The sequence below is a fragment of the Rhodococcus sp. KRD162 genome, assembly GCF_017168335.1.
Classification (GTDB): Bacteria; Actinomycetota; Actinomycetes; order Mycobacteriales; family Mycobacteriaceae; genus Rhodococcoides.
In genome coordinates, this window is sequence record NZ_JABFAU010000007.1 from 214,510 (window position 1) to 231,047 (window position 16,538).

General features: G+C 66.4%; 11 protein-coding genes. 6 read left to right on the forward strand and 5 right to left on the reverse strand.

The window, feature by feature from the left end; genetic code table 11:
• Window positions 1-8: 8 nt before the first annotated feature.
• Complete coding sequence (locus tag J1M87_RS12705) at window positions 9-3,326, forward strand: ATP-dependent DNA helicase (RefSeq protein ID WP_206489869.1); 3,318 nt, start codon at window positions 9-11, stop codon at window positions 3,324-3,326.
• A complete protein-coding gene (locus tag J1M87_RS12710) occupies window positions 3,323-6,742 on the forward strand; it encodes an ATP-dependent DNA helicase (protein WP_206489870.1) in 3,420 nt (1,139 codons plus the stop codon). Before J1M87_RS12705 ends, J1M87_RS12710 begins: the two co-directional genes overlap by 4 nt.
• Here the strand turns inward: J1M87_RS12710 and J1M87_RS12715 are convergent.
• Complete coding sequence (locus tag J1M87_RS12715; RefSeq protein WP_206489871.1) at window positions 6,705-7,091, reverse strand: hypothetical protein; 387 nt, start codon at window positions 7,089-7,091, stop codon at window positions 6,705-6,707. The genes J1M87_RS12710 and J1M87_RS12715 overlap by 38 nt on opposite strands.
• Window positions 7,092-7,196: 105 nt before the next feature.
• On the opposite strand from J1M87_RS12715, the gene J1M87_RS12720 reads away from it, so the two are divergent.
• Together J1M87_RS12720 and nudC are read left to right on the forward strand one after the other, a co-directional pair.
• Window positions 7,197-8,264 (forward strand): TrkA family potassium uptake protein, encoded by a 1,068-nt coding sequence (locus tag J1M87_RS12720; protein ID WP_206489938.1) that lies wholly within the window; start codon window positions 7,197-7,199, stop codon window positions 8,262-8,264.
• A 24-nt stretch (window positions 8,265-8,288) separates the two neighbouring features.
• On the forward strand, window positions 8,289-9,191 hold the full coding sequence (gene nudC / locus J1M87_RS12725) for an NAD(+) diphosphatase (RefSeq protein WP_206489872.1): 903 nt from the start codon (window positions 8,289-8,291) through the stop codon (window positions 9,189-9,191).
• 12 nt (window positions 9,192-9,203) lie between these two features.
• Here the strand turns inward: nudC and J1M87_RS12730 are convergent, their stop codons facing one another.
• Window positions 9,204-9,473, reverse strand: coding sequence for a mycoredoxin (locus tag J1M87_RS12730; RefSeq protein WP_206489873.1), 270 nt, complete (start codon window positions 9,471-9,473; stop codon window positions 9,204-9,206).
• A gap of 114 nt (window positions 9,474-9,587) precedes the next feature.
• Between J1M87_RS12730 and J1M87_RS12735 the strand changes: the two genes are divergently transcribed.
• Complete coding sequence (locus J1M87_RS12735; RefSeq protein WP_374222383.1) at window positions 9,588-11,702, forward strand: ATP-dependent DNA helicase UvrD2; 2,115 nt, start codon at window positions 9,588-9,590, stop codon at window positions 11,700-11,702.
• Between the two features lie 572 nt (window positions 11,703-12,274).
• A complete protein-coding gene (locus J1M87_RS12740) occupies window positions 12,275-12,595 on the forward strand; it encodes a WhiB family transcriptional regulator (RefSeq protein ID WP_307830802.1) in 321 nt (106 codons plus the stop codon).
• A gap of 34 nt (window positions 12,596-12,629) precedes the next feature.
• Here the strand turns inward: J1M87_RS12740 and J1M87_RS12745 are convergent, their stop codons facing one another.
• From J1M87_RS12745 to J1M87_RS12755, 3 genes are all read right to left on the reverse strand, one after another.
• A complete protein-coding gene (locus J1M87_RS12745) occupies window positions 12,630-13,940 on the reverse strand; it encodes an AarF/ABC1/UbiB kinase family protein (RefSeq protein ID WP_206489875.1) in 1,311 nt (436 codons plus the stop codon).
• Window positions 13,941-14,032: 92 nt separating this feature from the next.
• A complete protein-coding gene (locus J1M87_RS12750; protein WP_206489876.1) occupies window positions 14,033-14,926 on the reverse strand; it encodes a hypothetical protein in 894 nt (297 codons plus the stop codon).
• A 123-nt stretch (window positions 14,927-15,049) separates the two neighbouring features.
• Entirely contained in the window at window positions 15,050-16,438 is a 1,389-nt protein-coding gene (locus J1M87_RS12755; protein ID WP_206489877.1) for a zinc-dependent metalloprotease, read from the reverse strand.
• Window positions 16,439-16,538: the final 100 nt, after the last annotated feature.

A 16,538-nucleotide genomic window follows, 5' to 3' on the forward strand; every position in this document is an offset into this window, starting at 1 on the left:
TCTGTGTCATGAGCTCGGACAGCAGACACGGCGCGACGGTCACCCTCGTCCGGGCACCCAAAGTGGCTCGGCCCGCGCGCACGTGGACCGGCGCGGCGGCTCGGCTGCTGTCGTCGACGCCCGACTCGGCAGCGGAGGCCGCGAAAGGGGCTCCGCGGTGGAATCCGTGGCAGGTGATCGGTGGCCCCGGAACGGGTAAGACCTCGCTGGTCGCCGATTACGCGGTCTCGCGCATCGTCACCGGTGATCCGGAGTCGGTTCTGGTGCTCACTCAGTCCAAACGGGCCGCAACCGCGGTGCGCGAGGTCATCACCTCAGGTCTCTTCAGCGGCGATCATGCGTTGCGGGCAACCCGTGAACCGTTGGTACGCACGGTGCACTCCTATGCCTTCGCAGTGCTGCGGCTGCAGGCTTCGCTGTACGGCAATCCGCCGCCGCGATTGCTGACCGGTGCCGAGCAGGACGCTGTGGTGCGAGAGATGCTGCGCGGCGATCTCGAGGATGGGGCACACGACTGGCCGGAGCGGTTGCGCCCGGCATTGGGCACCGCAGGATTCGTCACCGCGGTGCGAGACATGATGCTCAGGTCGGCCGAACGCGGGATCGGCCCGGAAGACCTCGTCAAACTCGGGCGCAAGCACGGCAGACCGGAGTGGGTGGCCGTCGGGAGGTTCGCCGCTCGGTACGAGCAGGCCATGCTCTTGCGCGGTGCCGTCGGAGTGGAAGCGGCGGGAGCCACGGCACCTGGTCTCGATGCCGCCGAGCTGATCGGTGCCGCGCTGATGGCGTTCGCCACCGATCCCGAACTGCTACGCAGTGAACGGGCTCGTATTCGCCATCTCGTCGTCGATGACGCGCAGCACCTCGATCCGCAAGCGGCACAACTGGTCCGGCTGATCGGCACCGACACCGAATCGACCGTCGTCGCCGGGGACCCCGATCAATCCGTATTCACGTTCCGAGGTGCCGACCCCACTTTCGTGACCGACCTGGTCGAGGTGGACTCGCCGCGTCGCGTCGTACTCGACCGCAATCACCGGTCCGTGCCCGAGGTCGCGGAGCTGACCGACATCGTTGCCGGACGGCTGCCCGGGCTCGGTCGGCACCGCTGTCCCGAACCGGTGGGGACCGCCCGATTCGGAGAACCGACAGCGCGAGTGCACGTCGTGTCCTCGCCTGCGAAAGAGGCAGCGATCATCGCCGACGCCATGCGCCGGGCCCACCTGATCGACGGCATGCCGTGGTCCGATATGGCGATAGTGGTTCGGTCTGTGCCGCGCACCCTCGCACCGTTGCGTCGAGCTCTCCACGGCGCAGGGGTGCCGATGATCACCCCGACCTCGGAGCTGCCGCTGCACCGCCAGCACGGAGCCGTGGGTCTCCTGCTGGTTTTGCGGGCGATCTCCGACCCGAGCTTCGACGGTGAGGATGCACTCGCACTGCTCTCCGGGCCGATCGGTGGAGCCGACCCGGTGGGTCTGCGCCGACTGCGCCGGGGCGTGCGCAGGCTCGAGCTCGCATCGGGCGGCGAGCGCGACTCGGCCGAGTTGCTCAGAGTCGTACTCACCGACGACACGCGGGGGAGTGCCGGGTGGACCGGCGGACTCTCGGATGTGGAGTCGGCCCCGCTGCGCAGAACCCTCGGTGTGATCAGGAAGGCACGAGCGCTCGCCCGCGCCGGTCGTGGTGTCGAGGACGTGTTGTGGGCGGCATGGCAGGCATCGGGACTCGAGCGGCGTTGGTCCAGCGCGTCCGCCTGGGGTGGCTCGGCCGGGGCTCAGGCCGACCGCGACCTCGACGCCGTGGTCGCGCTGTTCGACGCGGCAGCGGCATACGTGGACAAGTTACCGCGGGCCAGTGTCGGTGGATTCCTCGATTACATCGCGCAGCAGGAGATTCCAACGCTCAACTCGCACCGCACCACGGTACGAGCCGATGCGGTGTCGCTGCTGAGTGCGCATTCTGCGGCCGGTCGGGAATGGGAGCTCGTCGCGGTTGCCGGCGTGCAAGAGGGGCTGTGGCCGGCTCTGCGGTCACGCGGCAGTCTCCTGGGCACCGACACCCTGGTCGACCTCGTCTCCGGCACAGTCGACGCAGCTGCGGCACTCGACGGACGACTGTCGAAGTCCGCGCCGTTGCTGGCCGAGGAACGCACCCTCTTTCTGGTGGCGTGCAGTCGCGCTCGGTCGACGCTGCTCGTCACCGCCGTCGATTCCAGTACCGGGGATGCGGATCTGGTCCGGTCGCGGTTCGTGGACGAACTGCGCGGCCACGACGCCGAAGCGGGAACGGATCTCGCACCCGAGCTGCCCGCTCCTGAGGCTGCACACCGGGTGCTTGCGCTGCCCATGCTGGTGGCCGAGCTGCGCAGTGTCGTATGCGATCCGGTTGTCGCCGAGCAGGATCCGGACAGGCGAGCCCGAGCAGCGCGGCATCTGGCAACGCTCGCCGAAGCCGGAGTTCGCGGCGCGCATCCCGACGAGTGGTTCGGCGTGGCAGGGCCGAGCACCGACGCGCCGCTGTGGCAGCTCGGCGACGGTCCGGTTCCGCTGTCGCCATCGACGGTGGAACAGCTCACCACCTGTCCACTGCGCTGGATGCTCGAACGTCACGGCGGCAACGACGGCACGAACACCCATGCGGTCACCGGCACACTCGTGCACACTCTCGTGCAGGCGGTGGCCGGTCGGATACCGCCGGATCGACTCCGCCGCGCTCTCGAAACAGCCTGGGATGCAGTAGATCTCGGATCGCAGTGGTATTCGAGGCACGAGCTCGACCGAACCGGGACGATGCTCGAGACCTTCGAGGCCTGGTTGCAGGGCAGTCGAGGCGAGCTCACCGAGGCCGGAGTCGAAGTGCGCGTCGACGGCATCCTCGACGCCCGGTCGGAGAACGAACCTGCGGTGGCGTTGCGCGGCCGCATCGACCGACTCGAGCACGATCCCGATGGTCGGCCGGTGATCATCGATGTCAAGACGGCCAAGACCGTGCTCTCCAAGGAGGATGCCCGTAACCACCATCAGCTGGCCACCTACCAGGTTGCCGCGGCAGCAGGTGCCATCGAGGGCGAGCCCGCGGGCGAGCCGGGCGGAGCGCGGTTGGTATTCGTTGCCAAGCCCCACAACAAGGACGGGGCGACGCAGCGTGTCCAGGAAGTGCCGACGCCGGAGAGACTCGAGGAGTGGCGAGACACCGTGCACCAGGCCGCATCGGCAACGCAGGGACCCACGTTCGAGGCGCGGATCAACGACGGCTGCAGGCATTGCCCGGTCAAGTCCAGTTGTCCGGCACACGAGACGGGTAGGCAGGTGACCGAGCAGTGACGACATCGACGAGGCCACGGACCGCCTCGGTGCGGGTATCGCCGATCGAGCTCGCCCGGGCGCTCGGGCAGAAGCACCCGCCGACCGACGAACAAGCCGCGGTGATCGCAGCGCCGCCCGGCCCGACGCTCGTCGTCGCGGGTGCAGGTGCAGGCAAGACCGAGACCATGGCTGCCCGCGTGGTGTGGATGGTGGCCAATGGTTTCGTCGACCCGGACCAGGTTCTGGGACTGACCTTCACTCGAAAAGCTGCACAGCAGTTGACCTCTCGGATCAGAGCCCGGCTGGCACGGCTGGCCGGGTCCGATCTGGTGCGCGCACTCGATCCCAGTCTGGCGCTTCGCGAGCGCATCCTCGGTGCCGAGCCGGAAGTGAGTACCTACCACTCCTATGCCGGCCGATTGCTCACCGAGCACGGCTTGCTGTTGCCGATCGAACCGTCCGCGACGCTGCTCTCGGAAACCGAACTGTGGCAGCTGGCCCATCGCGTCGTCAGTACCTGGGACGGAGATCTGGACACCGACCGCAACCCCACCTCGGTGACCGAGGCAGTACTCGCGCTCTCCGGTCAATTGGCCGAGCATCTGGTCGACCCCGAGGAACTGCGTCACGCGCACGTGGAGCTCGAGAAGTTGGTGCACACGCTCGGTCCTGGGCCGCGACAACGCGGCGGCCCCACCAAGGAGCTGCTGAACATCCTCGACGCCCAGCATCAAAGAATCGGGTTGTTGCCGTTGGTGGAACGGCTGGCGCAGACTCTACGGCGCGAGGGAGCGCTGGATTTCGGCTCGCAGATGTCGATGGCGGCGCGGGTCGCTGCCGAGCATGCCGAGGTGGGAATCGCCGAACGGCAACGCTTCCGGCTCGTGTTGCTCGACGAGTACCAGGACACCGGCCATGCCCAACGCGTCCTGCTGTCGTCTCTGTTCGGTTCGGGGACCGACCCGCAGTTGGCCCTGACCGCCGTCGGCGACCCGATGCAATCGATCTACGGGTGGCGCGGCGCATCGGCTGCGAACCTGCCTCGGTTCGCCACCGATTTTCCTGGCGCCGACGGCAGCCCGGCACCTCGGCTCGAGTTGCTCACCAGCTGGCGAAATCCGCCCGAGGCGCTGACTCTGGCAAACCTGATCACCGACCCACTGCGCCGCGTCGGTGTGCCGGTGCCGACGCTGCGGGCCCGGCCCGGTGCGGTTCACGGTGATATCCGACTCGCCGTCACCGATACCGTCCTCGGCGAACGAGAGTGGATAGCCGACCGGATAGCGGGGGAGTACCGCGCAGCCCTCGAGCAGGATCGGCCGCCGCCCACCGCAGCAGTTCTGGTACGCCGAAACGCCGACGCCGAGCCCATCGCGGAGATGCTGCGAAGCCGCGGGTTGCCGGTGGAGGTCGTCGGGCTCGGTGGATTGCTCCATGTTCCCGAGGTGGCCGACATCATCGCGATGCTGCGGTTGGTAGCCGACCCCACTGCCGGTAGCTCGGCGATGCGCATCCTCACCGGATCTCGGTGGCAGATCGGGCCGACCGATCTGCGGGCACTCTCCCAGCGAGCCCGAGAACTCGAGATCCGCGGTGGATACGGCACTGCGGGGCGGGTCGACGACTCGCAGGCACTCGAGGCGGCGCTCGGTAGCGCGCTGCCCGGTGAGCAGTCGGAGCAGGCCGGACTGGCCGATGCGATAGCCGATCCCGGTCCGGCCGAGCGGTACTCGCAGGCGGGCCATCGCCGGATCCTCGCCCTGGCCGGCGAGCTGCATCTGCTACGCGACCGGATCGGTCAACCGCTCACGGAATTGGTCGCCGATATCGAACGGATCATGGGCATCGGGGTCGAAGCGCAGGCGCGCACGCCGATCAGCACCGAGGGTGCGGTCGGCCGTGAACACCTCGACGAGTTCGCGCATGTGGTGGCCGATTACGCCGACAATCCGACCGCCACCGTCACCGGGTTCCTGTCGTTCCTGGCCGCCGCCGAGACGGTCGAGGACGGCCTTGCCCCCGGAGAGGTCGACGTCGCACCCCATCGTGTGCAGGTGCTCACCGTCCATTCGGCGAAAGGCCTCGAATGGGAGGTGGTGGCCGTCCCACACGTGGCGAAGGGAGTGTTTCCCTCATCCAACGCATCCTCGACCTGGCTCGGGGCACTGGCCGAATTGCCGCCGACCTTGCGCGGTGACCGCGCGCTCGACGGCGAAGGCTCCGAAGGGGTTCCCGTTCTCGAACTCGACCGACTCCACAATCGCAAGGATCTCGAGGACGCCGTCAAGAGTCACAAGGATGCGCTGGCGCGGCGTCGGCTCGCCGAGGACCGGCGACTGTTCTATGTGGCACTCACCCGCACCGAACGGGTGCTGTTCGTTTCGGCCCACCACTGGGACGAGACGTCCACGAAGCCACGCGGACCGTCCGAGTTTCTCGACGAGTTGTACCGGCAGGTCGGCGAATCCGCCGATGCGCCTGCGGTGATCGAGCACTGGGCACCGGCTCCTGAGGACGGGGCACAGAACCCGCTCGGGGCCGAGCCGCACACGGCGTCCTGGCCACGCGATCCGCTCGGCCCGAGGCGGGCCGCAGTCGAGAGCGGAGCGCGCGAAGTGCTGCGCGCACTGGAAGATGTCTCGGCTGCACCGAGCGATGAGTGCGAGGCCGTCCAGGATCGAACGCAGGAGGACCCGGAGAACTGGGCTGCCGATGTGCGGACGCTGCTGGCGGAGCGGGCAGCGAGATCGGTCGCGGGAGTCGATGTCACCCTGCCGGGCAATCTCTCGGTGACGCAGTTGGTCGACTTGGCTGCAGATCCCGATGCCCTGGCGTCACGTCTGCGCAGACCACTACCGTTCCCTCCGAATCCGTTGGCCCGCAGAGGAACCGCCTTTCACGCCTGGATCGAAAGACGGTTCGGTGCGACGCGGCTACTCGATCTCGACGAGCTGCCGGGCTCGGCCGATACCGGTGCCTCGGCCGACGTCGACCTCGAGACCCTGCAACAGGCATTTCTCGACTCGAAGTGGTCGCTGCGCAGCCCGGTGGAAGTCGAGGTGCCCTTCGAGACATCCGTGGCGGGAACGGTGCTGCGCGGACGCATCGACGCCGTGTTCGCAGACTCCGACGGCGGCTGGACCGTCGTCGACTGGAAGACCGGTGCCGAGCCGACAGCGTCGGAGGAGCAGGCTGTGGCAATGCAACTCGCGGCCTATCGTGTGGCGTGGGCGGAGTTGATGTCGATCGGGCGGGCCGAACCCGTGCCACTCGACCGGGTGCGTGCGGCATTCCACTACGTCCGCAGCGGTCGCACCGTCTCGCCTGAGAACCTGCCGGACGCCACAGCGTTGGCCGCGCTGCTCGACGGTCCGAGGACGACCGAGCCGTCAGGATCTACGGGGCATTCCGACGAGCCTTCAGAGCCTCGGTGACCAGTGGGATCTGCAGCGGGAGGCGGGCGATCATGGCCGCTTTGAGTGCCGGTGAAGCCTTCGGGCTCTGCACGTACTTCCAGGCGAGATTGATATTGGCGGGGAAGACCAGGACGAACAGCGCAGCCGCCAGCGCGCCTCCCACTCGACGTGTCCTGGGAACGGCCAGTGTCGCGGCCACGGCCAGCTCGGCGACGCCCGAGACCTGGGTGTAGGTGCGCGGCGAGCCCGGCAACGCTGTGGGGACCTGAGTATCGAAGAATTTCGGAGTGACGAAGTGAAGAATACCGGCCCCGGTGAGCAGTCCCGCGAGGCGCAGCGCCGCTGCCTGGCTTGGTCCCTGTGTCATGCACACACCGTGCCACATCGGCTGTTGTCGGCGCGGATTTGTCTCGTAGGGTTACGCTGCGTGCCGTGAATGATCTCGACTTCGGTGAGTACCTCGGCGGGCGACGTGGCAGGTAGGTTACGTGCGCGCCTGAGCGACAGTGGTGCGCTGACCGACAAGCCCGATTTCGCGCTCGTCGGAGTGCTCCGAGTGCCGGAACTGGAATCGAGTCCGTGGCGCGCCATCTACAAAAGGGTGCTGTTGGCGCTGGGAATTCTGTTTCTCGCAGCGTTCGTGGTGTACCTCGACCGCGACGGCTACAGCGACGCCCAGAACGGCGAGCTCTCGTTCCTGGACGCGTTCTACTATGCGACGGTATCGCTGTCGACCACGGGATACGGAGACATCGCACCGATGAGCCCGTCGGCGCGGCTGGTCAATATCCTTGTCATCACACCACTTCGGGTCCTTTTCCTCATTCTGCTGGTCGGTACGACGTTGTCGGTTCTCACCGAGCGGTCCCGGCAGGCATTCAAAATTCAGCGATGGAGACGCAGCGTGCGCAATCACACCGTGGTCATCGGTTTCGGCACCAAGGGCCGAACCGCAGTCGACGCGATGCTCGGAGACGGCGTGACGGCGTCCGACATCGTCGTGGTCGATACCGACCAGACGGTGCTGGACGCCGCATCGGCTATGGGGTTGGTCACCGTGCACGGTTCGGCGACCAAATCCGACGTGCTCCGGCTCACCGGGGCCCAGCATGCAGCGGCCATCATCGTGGCGACCAATCGAGACGACACCGCCGTCCTGGTGACTCTCACCGCTCGGGAGATAGCTCCCAAAGCCAAGATCGTCGCAGCGATCAGGGAGGCAGAGAACACCCATCTGCTACGACAGTCCGGAGCCGATTCGGTGGTGGTCTCGTCCGAAACAGCGGGCAGGTTGCTCGGTATCGCCACCTCGACCCCGTCCGTGGTGGAGATGATCGAGGACCTGTTGACTCCGGAAGCAGGATTTGCGATCGCCGAGCGTGAAGTCGAACGCGACGAGGTGGGCGGATCGCCGAGGCACCTCACCGACATCGTCCTCGGAGTTGTCCGGGGCGGCAAACTGTTTCGAGTCGGGGCGGCGGAAGTGGATGCGATCGAGGCGGCCGACCGCCTGCTCTACATCCGTCGTGTGGGTGATTAACGAAGGCAAAGTAAGGTTTCGAGTGTGCCGAAATTCCACCTCGCTCACCCACCTCGCTTGTCCCGATCGCCAGTGAACAGGGCAGAGGAATTGCGTCGAGACACCGCTGCCCTGGCGGCGGGCTGGGCCACCGGCCGAATACTCGATGTCGATGGCAGGGGAAGATTCGGCGTCGACGAGGCGGGCCTCGTCCTCACGTCGGCGCTCGATGTGGCAGCAGAGCCGACGGCCGACGCGGTTTTTCTCGGAATTCACGACGATCGGCACCTGTGGGCGAGGCGGGTGGAGATCGTGGAGGGCACGCTCGGCGACCTACGCACCGACGGCGATCGATTGGACAGTGACGCGCTGTCGATGGTCACCGCCGCCCTCGCGATCCTGAACTGGCATGCGAGCGCACAGTTCAGCTCACTCGACGGTGCGCCGTCGATTCCGTCGAGCGCGGGATGGTCTCGAACCAGCACATCCACCGGGCACGAGGAATTTCCCCGTACCGACCCTGCCGTCATCTGCCTGGTTCACGACGGAGGCGACCGGGTGCTGCTGGCGCGCGCGCCGGCCTGGCCGGAACGGCGATTCTCCGTGCTGGCGGGATTCGTCGAGGCTGGCGAATCGCTGGAAACCTGTGTGGCACGGGAAATCGAGGAAGAGGTCGGCCTCGACGTCTCCCAGATCGAGTACCTGGGTAGCCAACCGTGGCCGTTTCCGCGCTCGGTGATGATCGGATTCTCGGCCGTCGCCGACCCGGAGCAGCCGTTGTCGTTTCAGGACGGTGAAATTGCCGAGGCCCACTGGTTCGATCGAGCCGAAGTGGTCGCGGCTCTCGAACTGGGTGACTGGGGGTCCGATTCGACCTCCAGATTGCTGCTTCCCGGGTCGATCTCCATCGCACGCGGAATGCTCGAGGCGTGGGCGGCGTCGAGCTGATACTCGGCCGGGTCAGCGCGAGAGTGCGCGTTCGACCTCGGCGAGACTGGGATTGGTGGCCGTCGAGCCGTCCGCGAAGAGCACGGTGGGTACCACGTGGTTGCCGTTGTTGACGCTGCCGACGAAATCGGCTGACTCCGGGTTCTGCTCGATGTCGATCTCGGCGTACGCGATACCGGCTTGGTCGAGTTGCGTCTTGAGGCGGCGGCAGTAGCCGCACCACGTGGTGGAGTAGACGGTCAGCGCGGCCGGGGTCTGCGGAGTGTTCTCGGAAGTAGTCACGACAACAGTCAACAGGAACGCCGACGCGATTGTTCCTGCCGATCCCGGAACAGGGACGGGACAGGCCGGGACAGGGCGGGGGAGCTGTCGGTACGCACTGACACAATGGTCCTCATGGCTGACGACGCGATGACCGCCGGACTCGATCCGGAGCAATCCGCGGCGGTACTCGCTCCTCGTGGCCCGGTGTGCGTTCTCGCCGGCGCTGGTACGGGCAAGACGCGCACGATCACCCGACGCATCGCGCACCTCGTCTCGGCCGGGCACGTGTCCTCTGGGCAGGTGCTGGCGGTGACGTTCACTGCACGCGCGGCAGGGGAGATGCGCGGCCGCCTGCGCGAACTCGGTGTCGGCGGGGACGGACCGCCGGTGCAGGCCCGCACGTTTCACGCCGCTGCGATGCGCCAACTCAAGTACTTCTGGCCACAGGTGGTCGGAGACACCGGGTGGCAGTTGCTCGATCGCAAGTTCACCGTGGTCTCGCAGGCCGCCAACCGCGCCGGGGTGTCCACGTCCACCGACGCGATCAGAGATCTCGCGGGCGAGATCGAGTGGGCCAAGGGATCTCTGATCGCACCCGAGGACTATCCGCGTATCGCGGCCAGCAACCGCCGTGATGTTCCGATGGACGCAGCGAAGGTCGCCGCTGTGTATGCAGGCTACGAGGAGCTCAAGTCCCGTGGCGGTGACGGTATGTTGCTCGACTTCGACGACCTGCTCCTGCACACGGCAGCGGCCCTGGAAGAACACTCGTCGGTGGCCGACGAGTTCCGTGAGCGCTACCGCTGCTTTGTCGTCGACGAGTACCAGGACGTGACGCCGCTGCAGCAACGTGTCCTCGACGCCTGGGTGGGTGAACGAGACGATCTCACTGTCGTCGGCGACGCGAATCAGACCATCTATTCCTTCACCGGTGCCTCCCCGCGGTATCTTCTCGACTTCTCCCGGAAATACCCCGAGGCCACCGTGGTTCGGCTCGAACGCGACTACCGATCGACGCCCGAGGTGGTCTCGCTCGCGAACCGCGTCATCGGTGCCGCACGTGGTCGCATTGCCGGCACCAGATTGCAATTGATCGGCCAGCGCGAGCCGGGACCCGAGCCGGAGTTCTTCGAGTACGACGACGAGCCGGCGGAAGCCGACGGCGTGGCACGGGCGGTCAAGAGGTTGATCTCGAAAGGCGTGGAGCCGGCCGAGATCGCGATTCTGTACCGCATCAACGCACAGTCCGAGGCCCACGAGCAGGCCTTGACCGAGCTGAAGATTCCGTATCAGGTTCGCGGCGGCGAGGGCTTCTTCACCAGGCCCGAGGTGCGGCAGGGAGTCAACGCGCTCCGGCAGGCTGCCGGGCGCGACGATCTGCCCGAGGGTGCGCAGGCGGGGGACGGTCTGACCGCCCTGGTGCGGGCCGTGCTTGCCCCGTTGGGTCTGACGGCCACCGAACCGGCCGGCGCACAGGCCCGGGAGAAGTGGGCATCGCTCGGCGGTCTGGTGCAACTGACCGAAGAACTCCTCGTGCACGAGCCGGACTTGACGCTCGAGAAGCTACTGGGGGAGCTGGCAGCTCGCGCCGAGGCGAGGCATCCACCGACGGTGCAGGGCGTCACGCTCGCCTCGTTGCACGCGGCGAAGGGCCTCGAGTGGGATGCGGTGTTCATCGTCGGGCTGGCCGACGGCACTCTGCCGATCTCGCACGCGATCGGCAACGATCCCAGCGCCAACAACGAGGCGGCCGTCGAGGAGGAACGCAGACTGCTCTACGTCGGTGTCACGCGCGCCCGGGTCCACCTCCATCTGTCCTGGGCGCTCGCCCGCAACGAAGGTGGGCGTAAGTCGCGTCGCCGATCGAGGTTTCTCAACGGCCTCGTCCCCGAGGATTCGCCCGCATCACGAATCGCGGCACCGGCGGCCAAGAAGTCAGGGCCCAAGTGCCGGTTGTGCGGAAAGCCCCTGATCGGGACGTCGGCGACCATGCTCGGCCGCTGCGACAGCTGCCCGTCGAACGTCGACGTCGCCCTGCTCGATGCGCTCAAGTCCTGGCGACTGGACAAATCCCGTGAACTGAAGGTGCCCGCGTACGTGGTGTTCAGCGACAACACACTCACGGCGATTGCCGAGCAGCAACCTCAGGACGAGCGTGGCTTGGTGGCGATACCGGGAATCGGGGCCAAGAAGCTGGAGCGGTTCGGTGAGGACGTGCTCACAGTCGTTCGGTCCTCCGATCGGTGATGGCGCGGCGTGCTCATCGAAGAAAAACTGCAGGTCAAAAATAACTTGTGCAGATATCGACGGGGGGCTTAGTCTGTTTCACGTGCCGCGGGAGACTGCGCACTGCCCATCCACCTACGAGACCAGAACAGGAGCTGAAAGAAATGATCAACACATTCCACGCCGCCGTTGCCGATGCAACCGTCGCGTTCAGCCCTGTCCTTGGCATGGCGCCCTTGGGTATCGCGTCTGAGCGCAATGCCGGTGCCGCAGCCGCTGGCTCGGTTGCACAGACGTGGATTCGCTCCTCCGCCTTCGGTCCCACTCAGGAATCCGCAGCCGTGGCACCAGGAGCGAATGCAGTTGCTCTGGCAACTCGACGTCACCGCGCACCCAGCGCGTCCGTGGTCGACAGCAGACACCGACTTCACTGTCGGTAGACGCTTCGATCAGCCCCACCAGGCCACGGACCCGCAGACGCGGACCGTGGCCTTTCTCGTTCAGGTAGTTCCTCTATCCGAGCGTGAGGCCGACAGGTTCGCATTACCCCTCGAACCGATAACGAAGCCGCACGAAAAGTAGAGGAGACCGACGTGTCAACCGCCACGATCCGGACGACATGCCGACCAGAGTCCGAAAGTGCCTACGCTGCACAGTCTTCGACCGAACAGGTCGAGCTGGCACTGTCGGTACCCTGTCGAGCGGCGAACCCCGACATGTGGTTCGCCGACACCCCTGCCGAACTCGAGCAGGCCAAGGCGTTGTGCGCCGACTGCCCCATCCGGCGTACCTGCCTGAGCGCGGCCCTCGACCGCGCCGAGCCATGGGGCGTGTGGGGCGGCGAGATCCTCGAGCAGGGTGTCGTCATCGCACGCAAGCGTCCTCGGGGACGGCCGCGCAAGAACGCAGCATGAGGCCCGGCACCGATGCCCGGCTTCGCCGAACGAGTCAGTCGGTGAAGCCGGGCAGCCACTCGGTGAGGATGGCCATGTACGGCGCATAGGCGTCCAACTGCGCGCAAATTCCCACCAGCCCGCCCAGCACCCGGAAGACCATCACGTACTCGGCAGGCATGTTCAACGCGCGAACCGTACGAAACTGCGCGCTGTTGAAATCCGTGGCGGTGCCCGCGGCCTTCTGCAGCCAGGCCCGGGTGAAGTGGAACGATTCGGTGTGAATCGGGTCGGTGAAGGGACGCAGATAGTCTTCGATCTCCTTCTCCGTGACGGTGCGCCCGGGAACCACGAAACCGCTCTCGCTGCAGAGTTCGACCAGTTCGTCGAACTTCTCGTCGCGTGCGAGCGAGACCATCCGACCCAGAACGGGTGGGAGGCCGTCCGGCATCGGAGCGCAGGCACCGAAATCGATGACGCCCATGCGCCCGTCGTCGAGCATCATGAAGTTGCCCGGGTGTGGATCGGCGTGCAGCAACTTCGCGCGAGCGGGTGACATGAATGCGAACAGTGCCAGGAGTTCGCCGGCCCGGTTGCGTTCCTCGGCCGTTCCGCTGGCAATGACGTCCGACAATGGTCGGCCTGTCATCCACTCGCTGACAACGACTTTGGGCGCACTGGCGACGATCCTGGGGATGGCGAATTGCGAATCGCCCGCGAATTCCTTGCTGAACACCCGCTGGTTCGCCGCCTCGATGCGGTAGTCGAGTTCGTCTTCGGTGCGGGCGGTCAACTCTTCGAGAACCGGTTTGACGTCGGTTCCCGCGAGGACGGTGCTGAACAGGTTCGCAAAACGTGAGAGCGTCTTGAGGTCGGAGCGCAATGCGTCGTCCGCACCCGGATACTGAATCTTGACCGCGACATCGCGTCCGTCCGACCACGTAGCGCGGTGCACCTGGCCGATGCTCGCCGAGGCGATGGCGGTGTCGTCGAATTCGAGGAAACGCGATCGCCAGGCAGTTCCGAGTTGCTGGTCCAACACCCGGTGAACCGTCTTCGCGGGCATGGGTGGCCCCTGGGCCTGGAGTTTGGTCAACGCCTCGCGGTAGGGCTCGGAATACTCCTCCGGCACCGCGGCTTCCATCACCGACAGCATCTGCCCGAGTTTCATCGCGCCGCCCTTGAGTTCCCCGAGCACGGCGAAGAGTTGTTCTGCTGCCTTCGCGGCCATATCGGCATCTATCTCGTCGCGATTGCCGCCCGCGAGCTTCTTGCCGAAGCCCATGGCGGCACGCCCCGCCATTCCCAGGGGAATGCTGGCCAGCTTTGCGGTGCGGGTCGATCCGCGGCGAGGTATGTCAGACACGACTCCATCATGGCCGAACCAGCCGACAAATGCTCGGACCGCCCGGTTGCCGCCGGTATCGGTCGAGGTCAGCTCGCGCGATGGGCATCCGGTCAGTGCCAACAATCGCAATGCGGATGCTTGGACCACTGTCTTTTCCGCACGGTGGTTCCGGATGCTGCAAACTTCAACTCCATCGTGCAGTCGGCCGTTTCGGGCAGGGCAGCGTCGCTTCGGGCGATGAGGGATTCGAGTTGAGCGAAAGCACACGCTGCCGTGGCCAGTACCGTCGCGCTACTGGCATGGCCGACCGTGCCGAGAAGGTGAGCGGACAGATGCGGCCACTCGGGCTCGAAGTCGCAGCGAGTCAGATCCGCGCACCGCAGGCAACTCGTGCGGCCGGGCAGTACGAACGGGCCGACCAGTCCCGCTCCGTCACGTAGGCGAACCTGCAGATGCGGGATGCGGAGACGCACCAGATCGGCGACCAGCCGCGGTTCGGCGACGAGATCGTCGGTGAGTACGACGACATCGTAGGTCCAGGCGTTCACCGCTGCGTGTGGGTAGCGCGTCGGGGTTAGACTCGACCGGGTCACAGAGGCGTTGGTCCGACTCAGCCCTGCAGCCAAAGCATCGGAAATCGGACCCCGCCCCACGAGATGGACGGTGTTCAGCGTCGCAGGCATGTCCGGCGGGACGCGTTTTGAGGCATCGGATGCGACGGGTCCGCTCGTACCGTGCACGAGCAACCCGGATTCCTCCAGCTCGCCGAGCATCGCCGAGGTTCTGTTGGCCGACAGCCCCAATGTCATTGCATGGCAGACGATATGAGGTCTCGAGTGGCCTGCGGCGATGAGGCGAAGTATCTCGAGTATCGAACCCGGCTCGGCATCGGGAGGTGGAGTGACGACGACACTGGTCTCGGGGCTCCAGCCCAACTGAACAGTGCCGTCTCGTCGCGGCAGGATTGCCACCGAAGGATCGAGTCGAACGGTCGGTGTGATCATGGAACACACTCTGGCAGCGAAAGCAGTGACGAATGCCCGCTCGAAGGCGGTTATCCACAGGGCGGAAGTGCCTCCGAGCAGGCATTCTGTCGATTCGGGCGAATCAGCACGAACGAGACCGGATCAGGGTGTGGATGAACCCTTCTCGGGGTCCTCGTCGGTACCGTCGTCGTGGCTCGCGGCCTCGGCGCGCTCCTTGGCCTCCATCGCTTCCAGTTGTGCGATCGGGTCGTCGAAGCTCGATGTGCCGCCGCCGACGACGCGGTCGATGAAGGACGCGGGATTGTCCAGATCCGAGGAATCGGGAAGCAGGTCGGGATGGGCCCACACGCCGTCACGTCCCTCGATGTCGGCGGCCGACAGCAGCTGACGCCACAGATCGGCTGCTTCGCGGACCTTGCGTGGCCGCAGCTCGAGGCCCACCAGCGTGGCGAAGGTCTGCTCGGCCGGTCCGCCGGATGCCCGGCGTCGTCTGATGGTCTCGCCCAGTGCGACCGCCCCGGGCAGGCGGTCACCCAGTGCCGCTGCGACCACAGTCTCCACCCATCCCTCGACCAGGGCCAGCAACGTCTCGAGACGTTCGAGAGCGTGCTTCTGCTCCGGCGTGGTCTGCGGCTCGAAGGAACCCTGCTGCAGGATTTCCTCGATCTTCGACGGATCGGTCAACGCGGACGGGTCGAGACCCGCAGCCGCCTCCTCGATCGCCGAGAAATCCATCCGGATTCCGCGTGCGTACTCCTCCACTGTGGCCAGCACCCGCTGTCGTAGCCACGGAATGTGGCTGTACAGACGTTGGTGTGCGGCCTCTCGCGCTGCGAGGAATACCAATACCTCGCGCTCGGGCTGCTCGAGACCCTCACTGAACGACGCAATGGCCGAGGGCAGCAACGCCGCTGTTCCGGACGGGCCGAGTGGCAGGCCGATGTCGGTCGAGGTCAGAACCTCCTTGGACAGCTGGCCGAGTGCCTGGCCGAGCTGCGAACCGAAGGCCATGCCGCCCATCTGCGTCAGCATGCCCATCATCGGCCCGGCCATCTGCTGAGCCTCGGCGGGAAGACCGGAGGTCCACATGCCCGAGATCTGCTCGGCGACAGGGTCGCACAGGCGCTTCCAGGTGTCGATGGTGTTGTCGAGCCAATCGACCGGTGTCCACGCAACGGTCTTGGTGGCCCCGGCAGGCAAGGTCGTCGCCCCGTCGAGCCAGAGCTCGGCCAGGTGAGCGGCATCGGTGATGGCCTCGCGCTCGCCTGCCGAGACCGGGCTGAAATCGCCCATCTGCTGGCGCGCGAGCTGCTTGGCGAGGTCGTAGTTGACCGGGCCCGACCCGGTTCCGCCTGCCCCGGCAGCACCCATGCCGCTGAGCATCTGGCCGAACTGCGTGAGCATCTGACCCAGCTGGGCAGGGTCGAAGCCTTCGGCACCGAAGCCGAAACCGGCAGCGCCGGCCGAACCGTCCGGATCCTTTTTCTTGTCCGGATCGTCGTCGGAGGCACCGAAACCAAAATTGCTCATGACTCAACGGTACAAGCCCGGCGAAGGCAGAGCGTGGCAGATCGTCACGCTGACGGCGAACACGGGTGCCACCGACGGCGCACAGGGCCCTGCGGTAGGG

Bases quoted from the DNA above. Each gene is read 5' to 3' on its own strand.
- J1M87_RS12705 (WP_206489869.1), top strand. From the start codon at position 9: ATGAGCTCGGACAGCAGACACGGCGCGACGGTCACCCTCGTCCGGGCA.
- J1M87_RS12715 (WP_206489871.1), bottom strand. From the start codon at position 7,091: ATGACACAGGGACCAAGCCAGGCAGCGGCGCTGCGCCTCGCGGGACTG.
- J1M87_RS12735 (WP_374222383.1), top strand. From the start codon at position 9,588: ATGGCTGACGACGCGATGACCGCCGGACTCGATCCGGAGCAATCCGCG.
- J1M87_RS12750 (WP_206489876.1), bottom strand. From the start codon at position 14,926: ATGATCACACCGACCGTTCGACTCGATCCTTCGGTGGCAATCCTGCCG.
- J1M87_RS12755 (WP_206489877.1), bottom strand. From the start codon at position 16,438: ATGAGCAATTTTGGTTTCGGTGCCTCCGACGACGATCCGGACAAGAAA.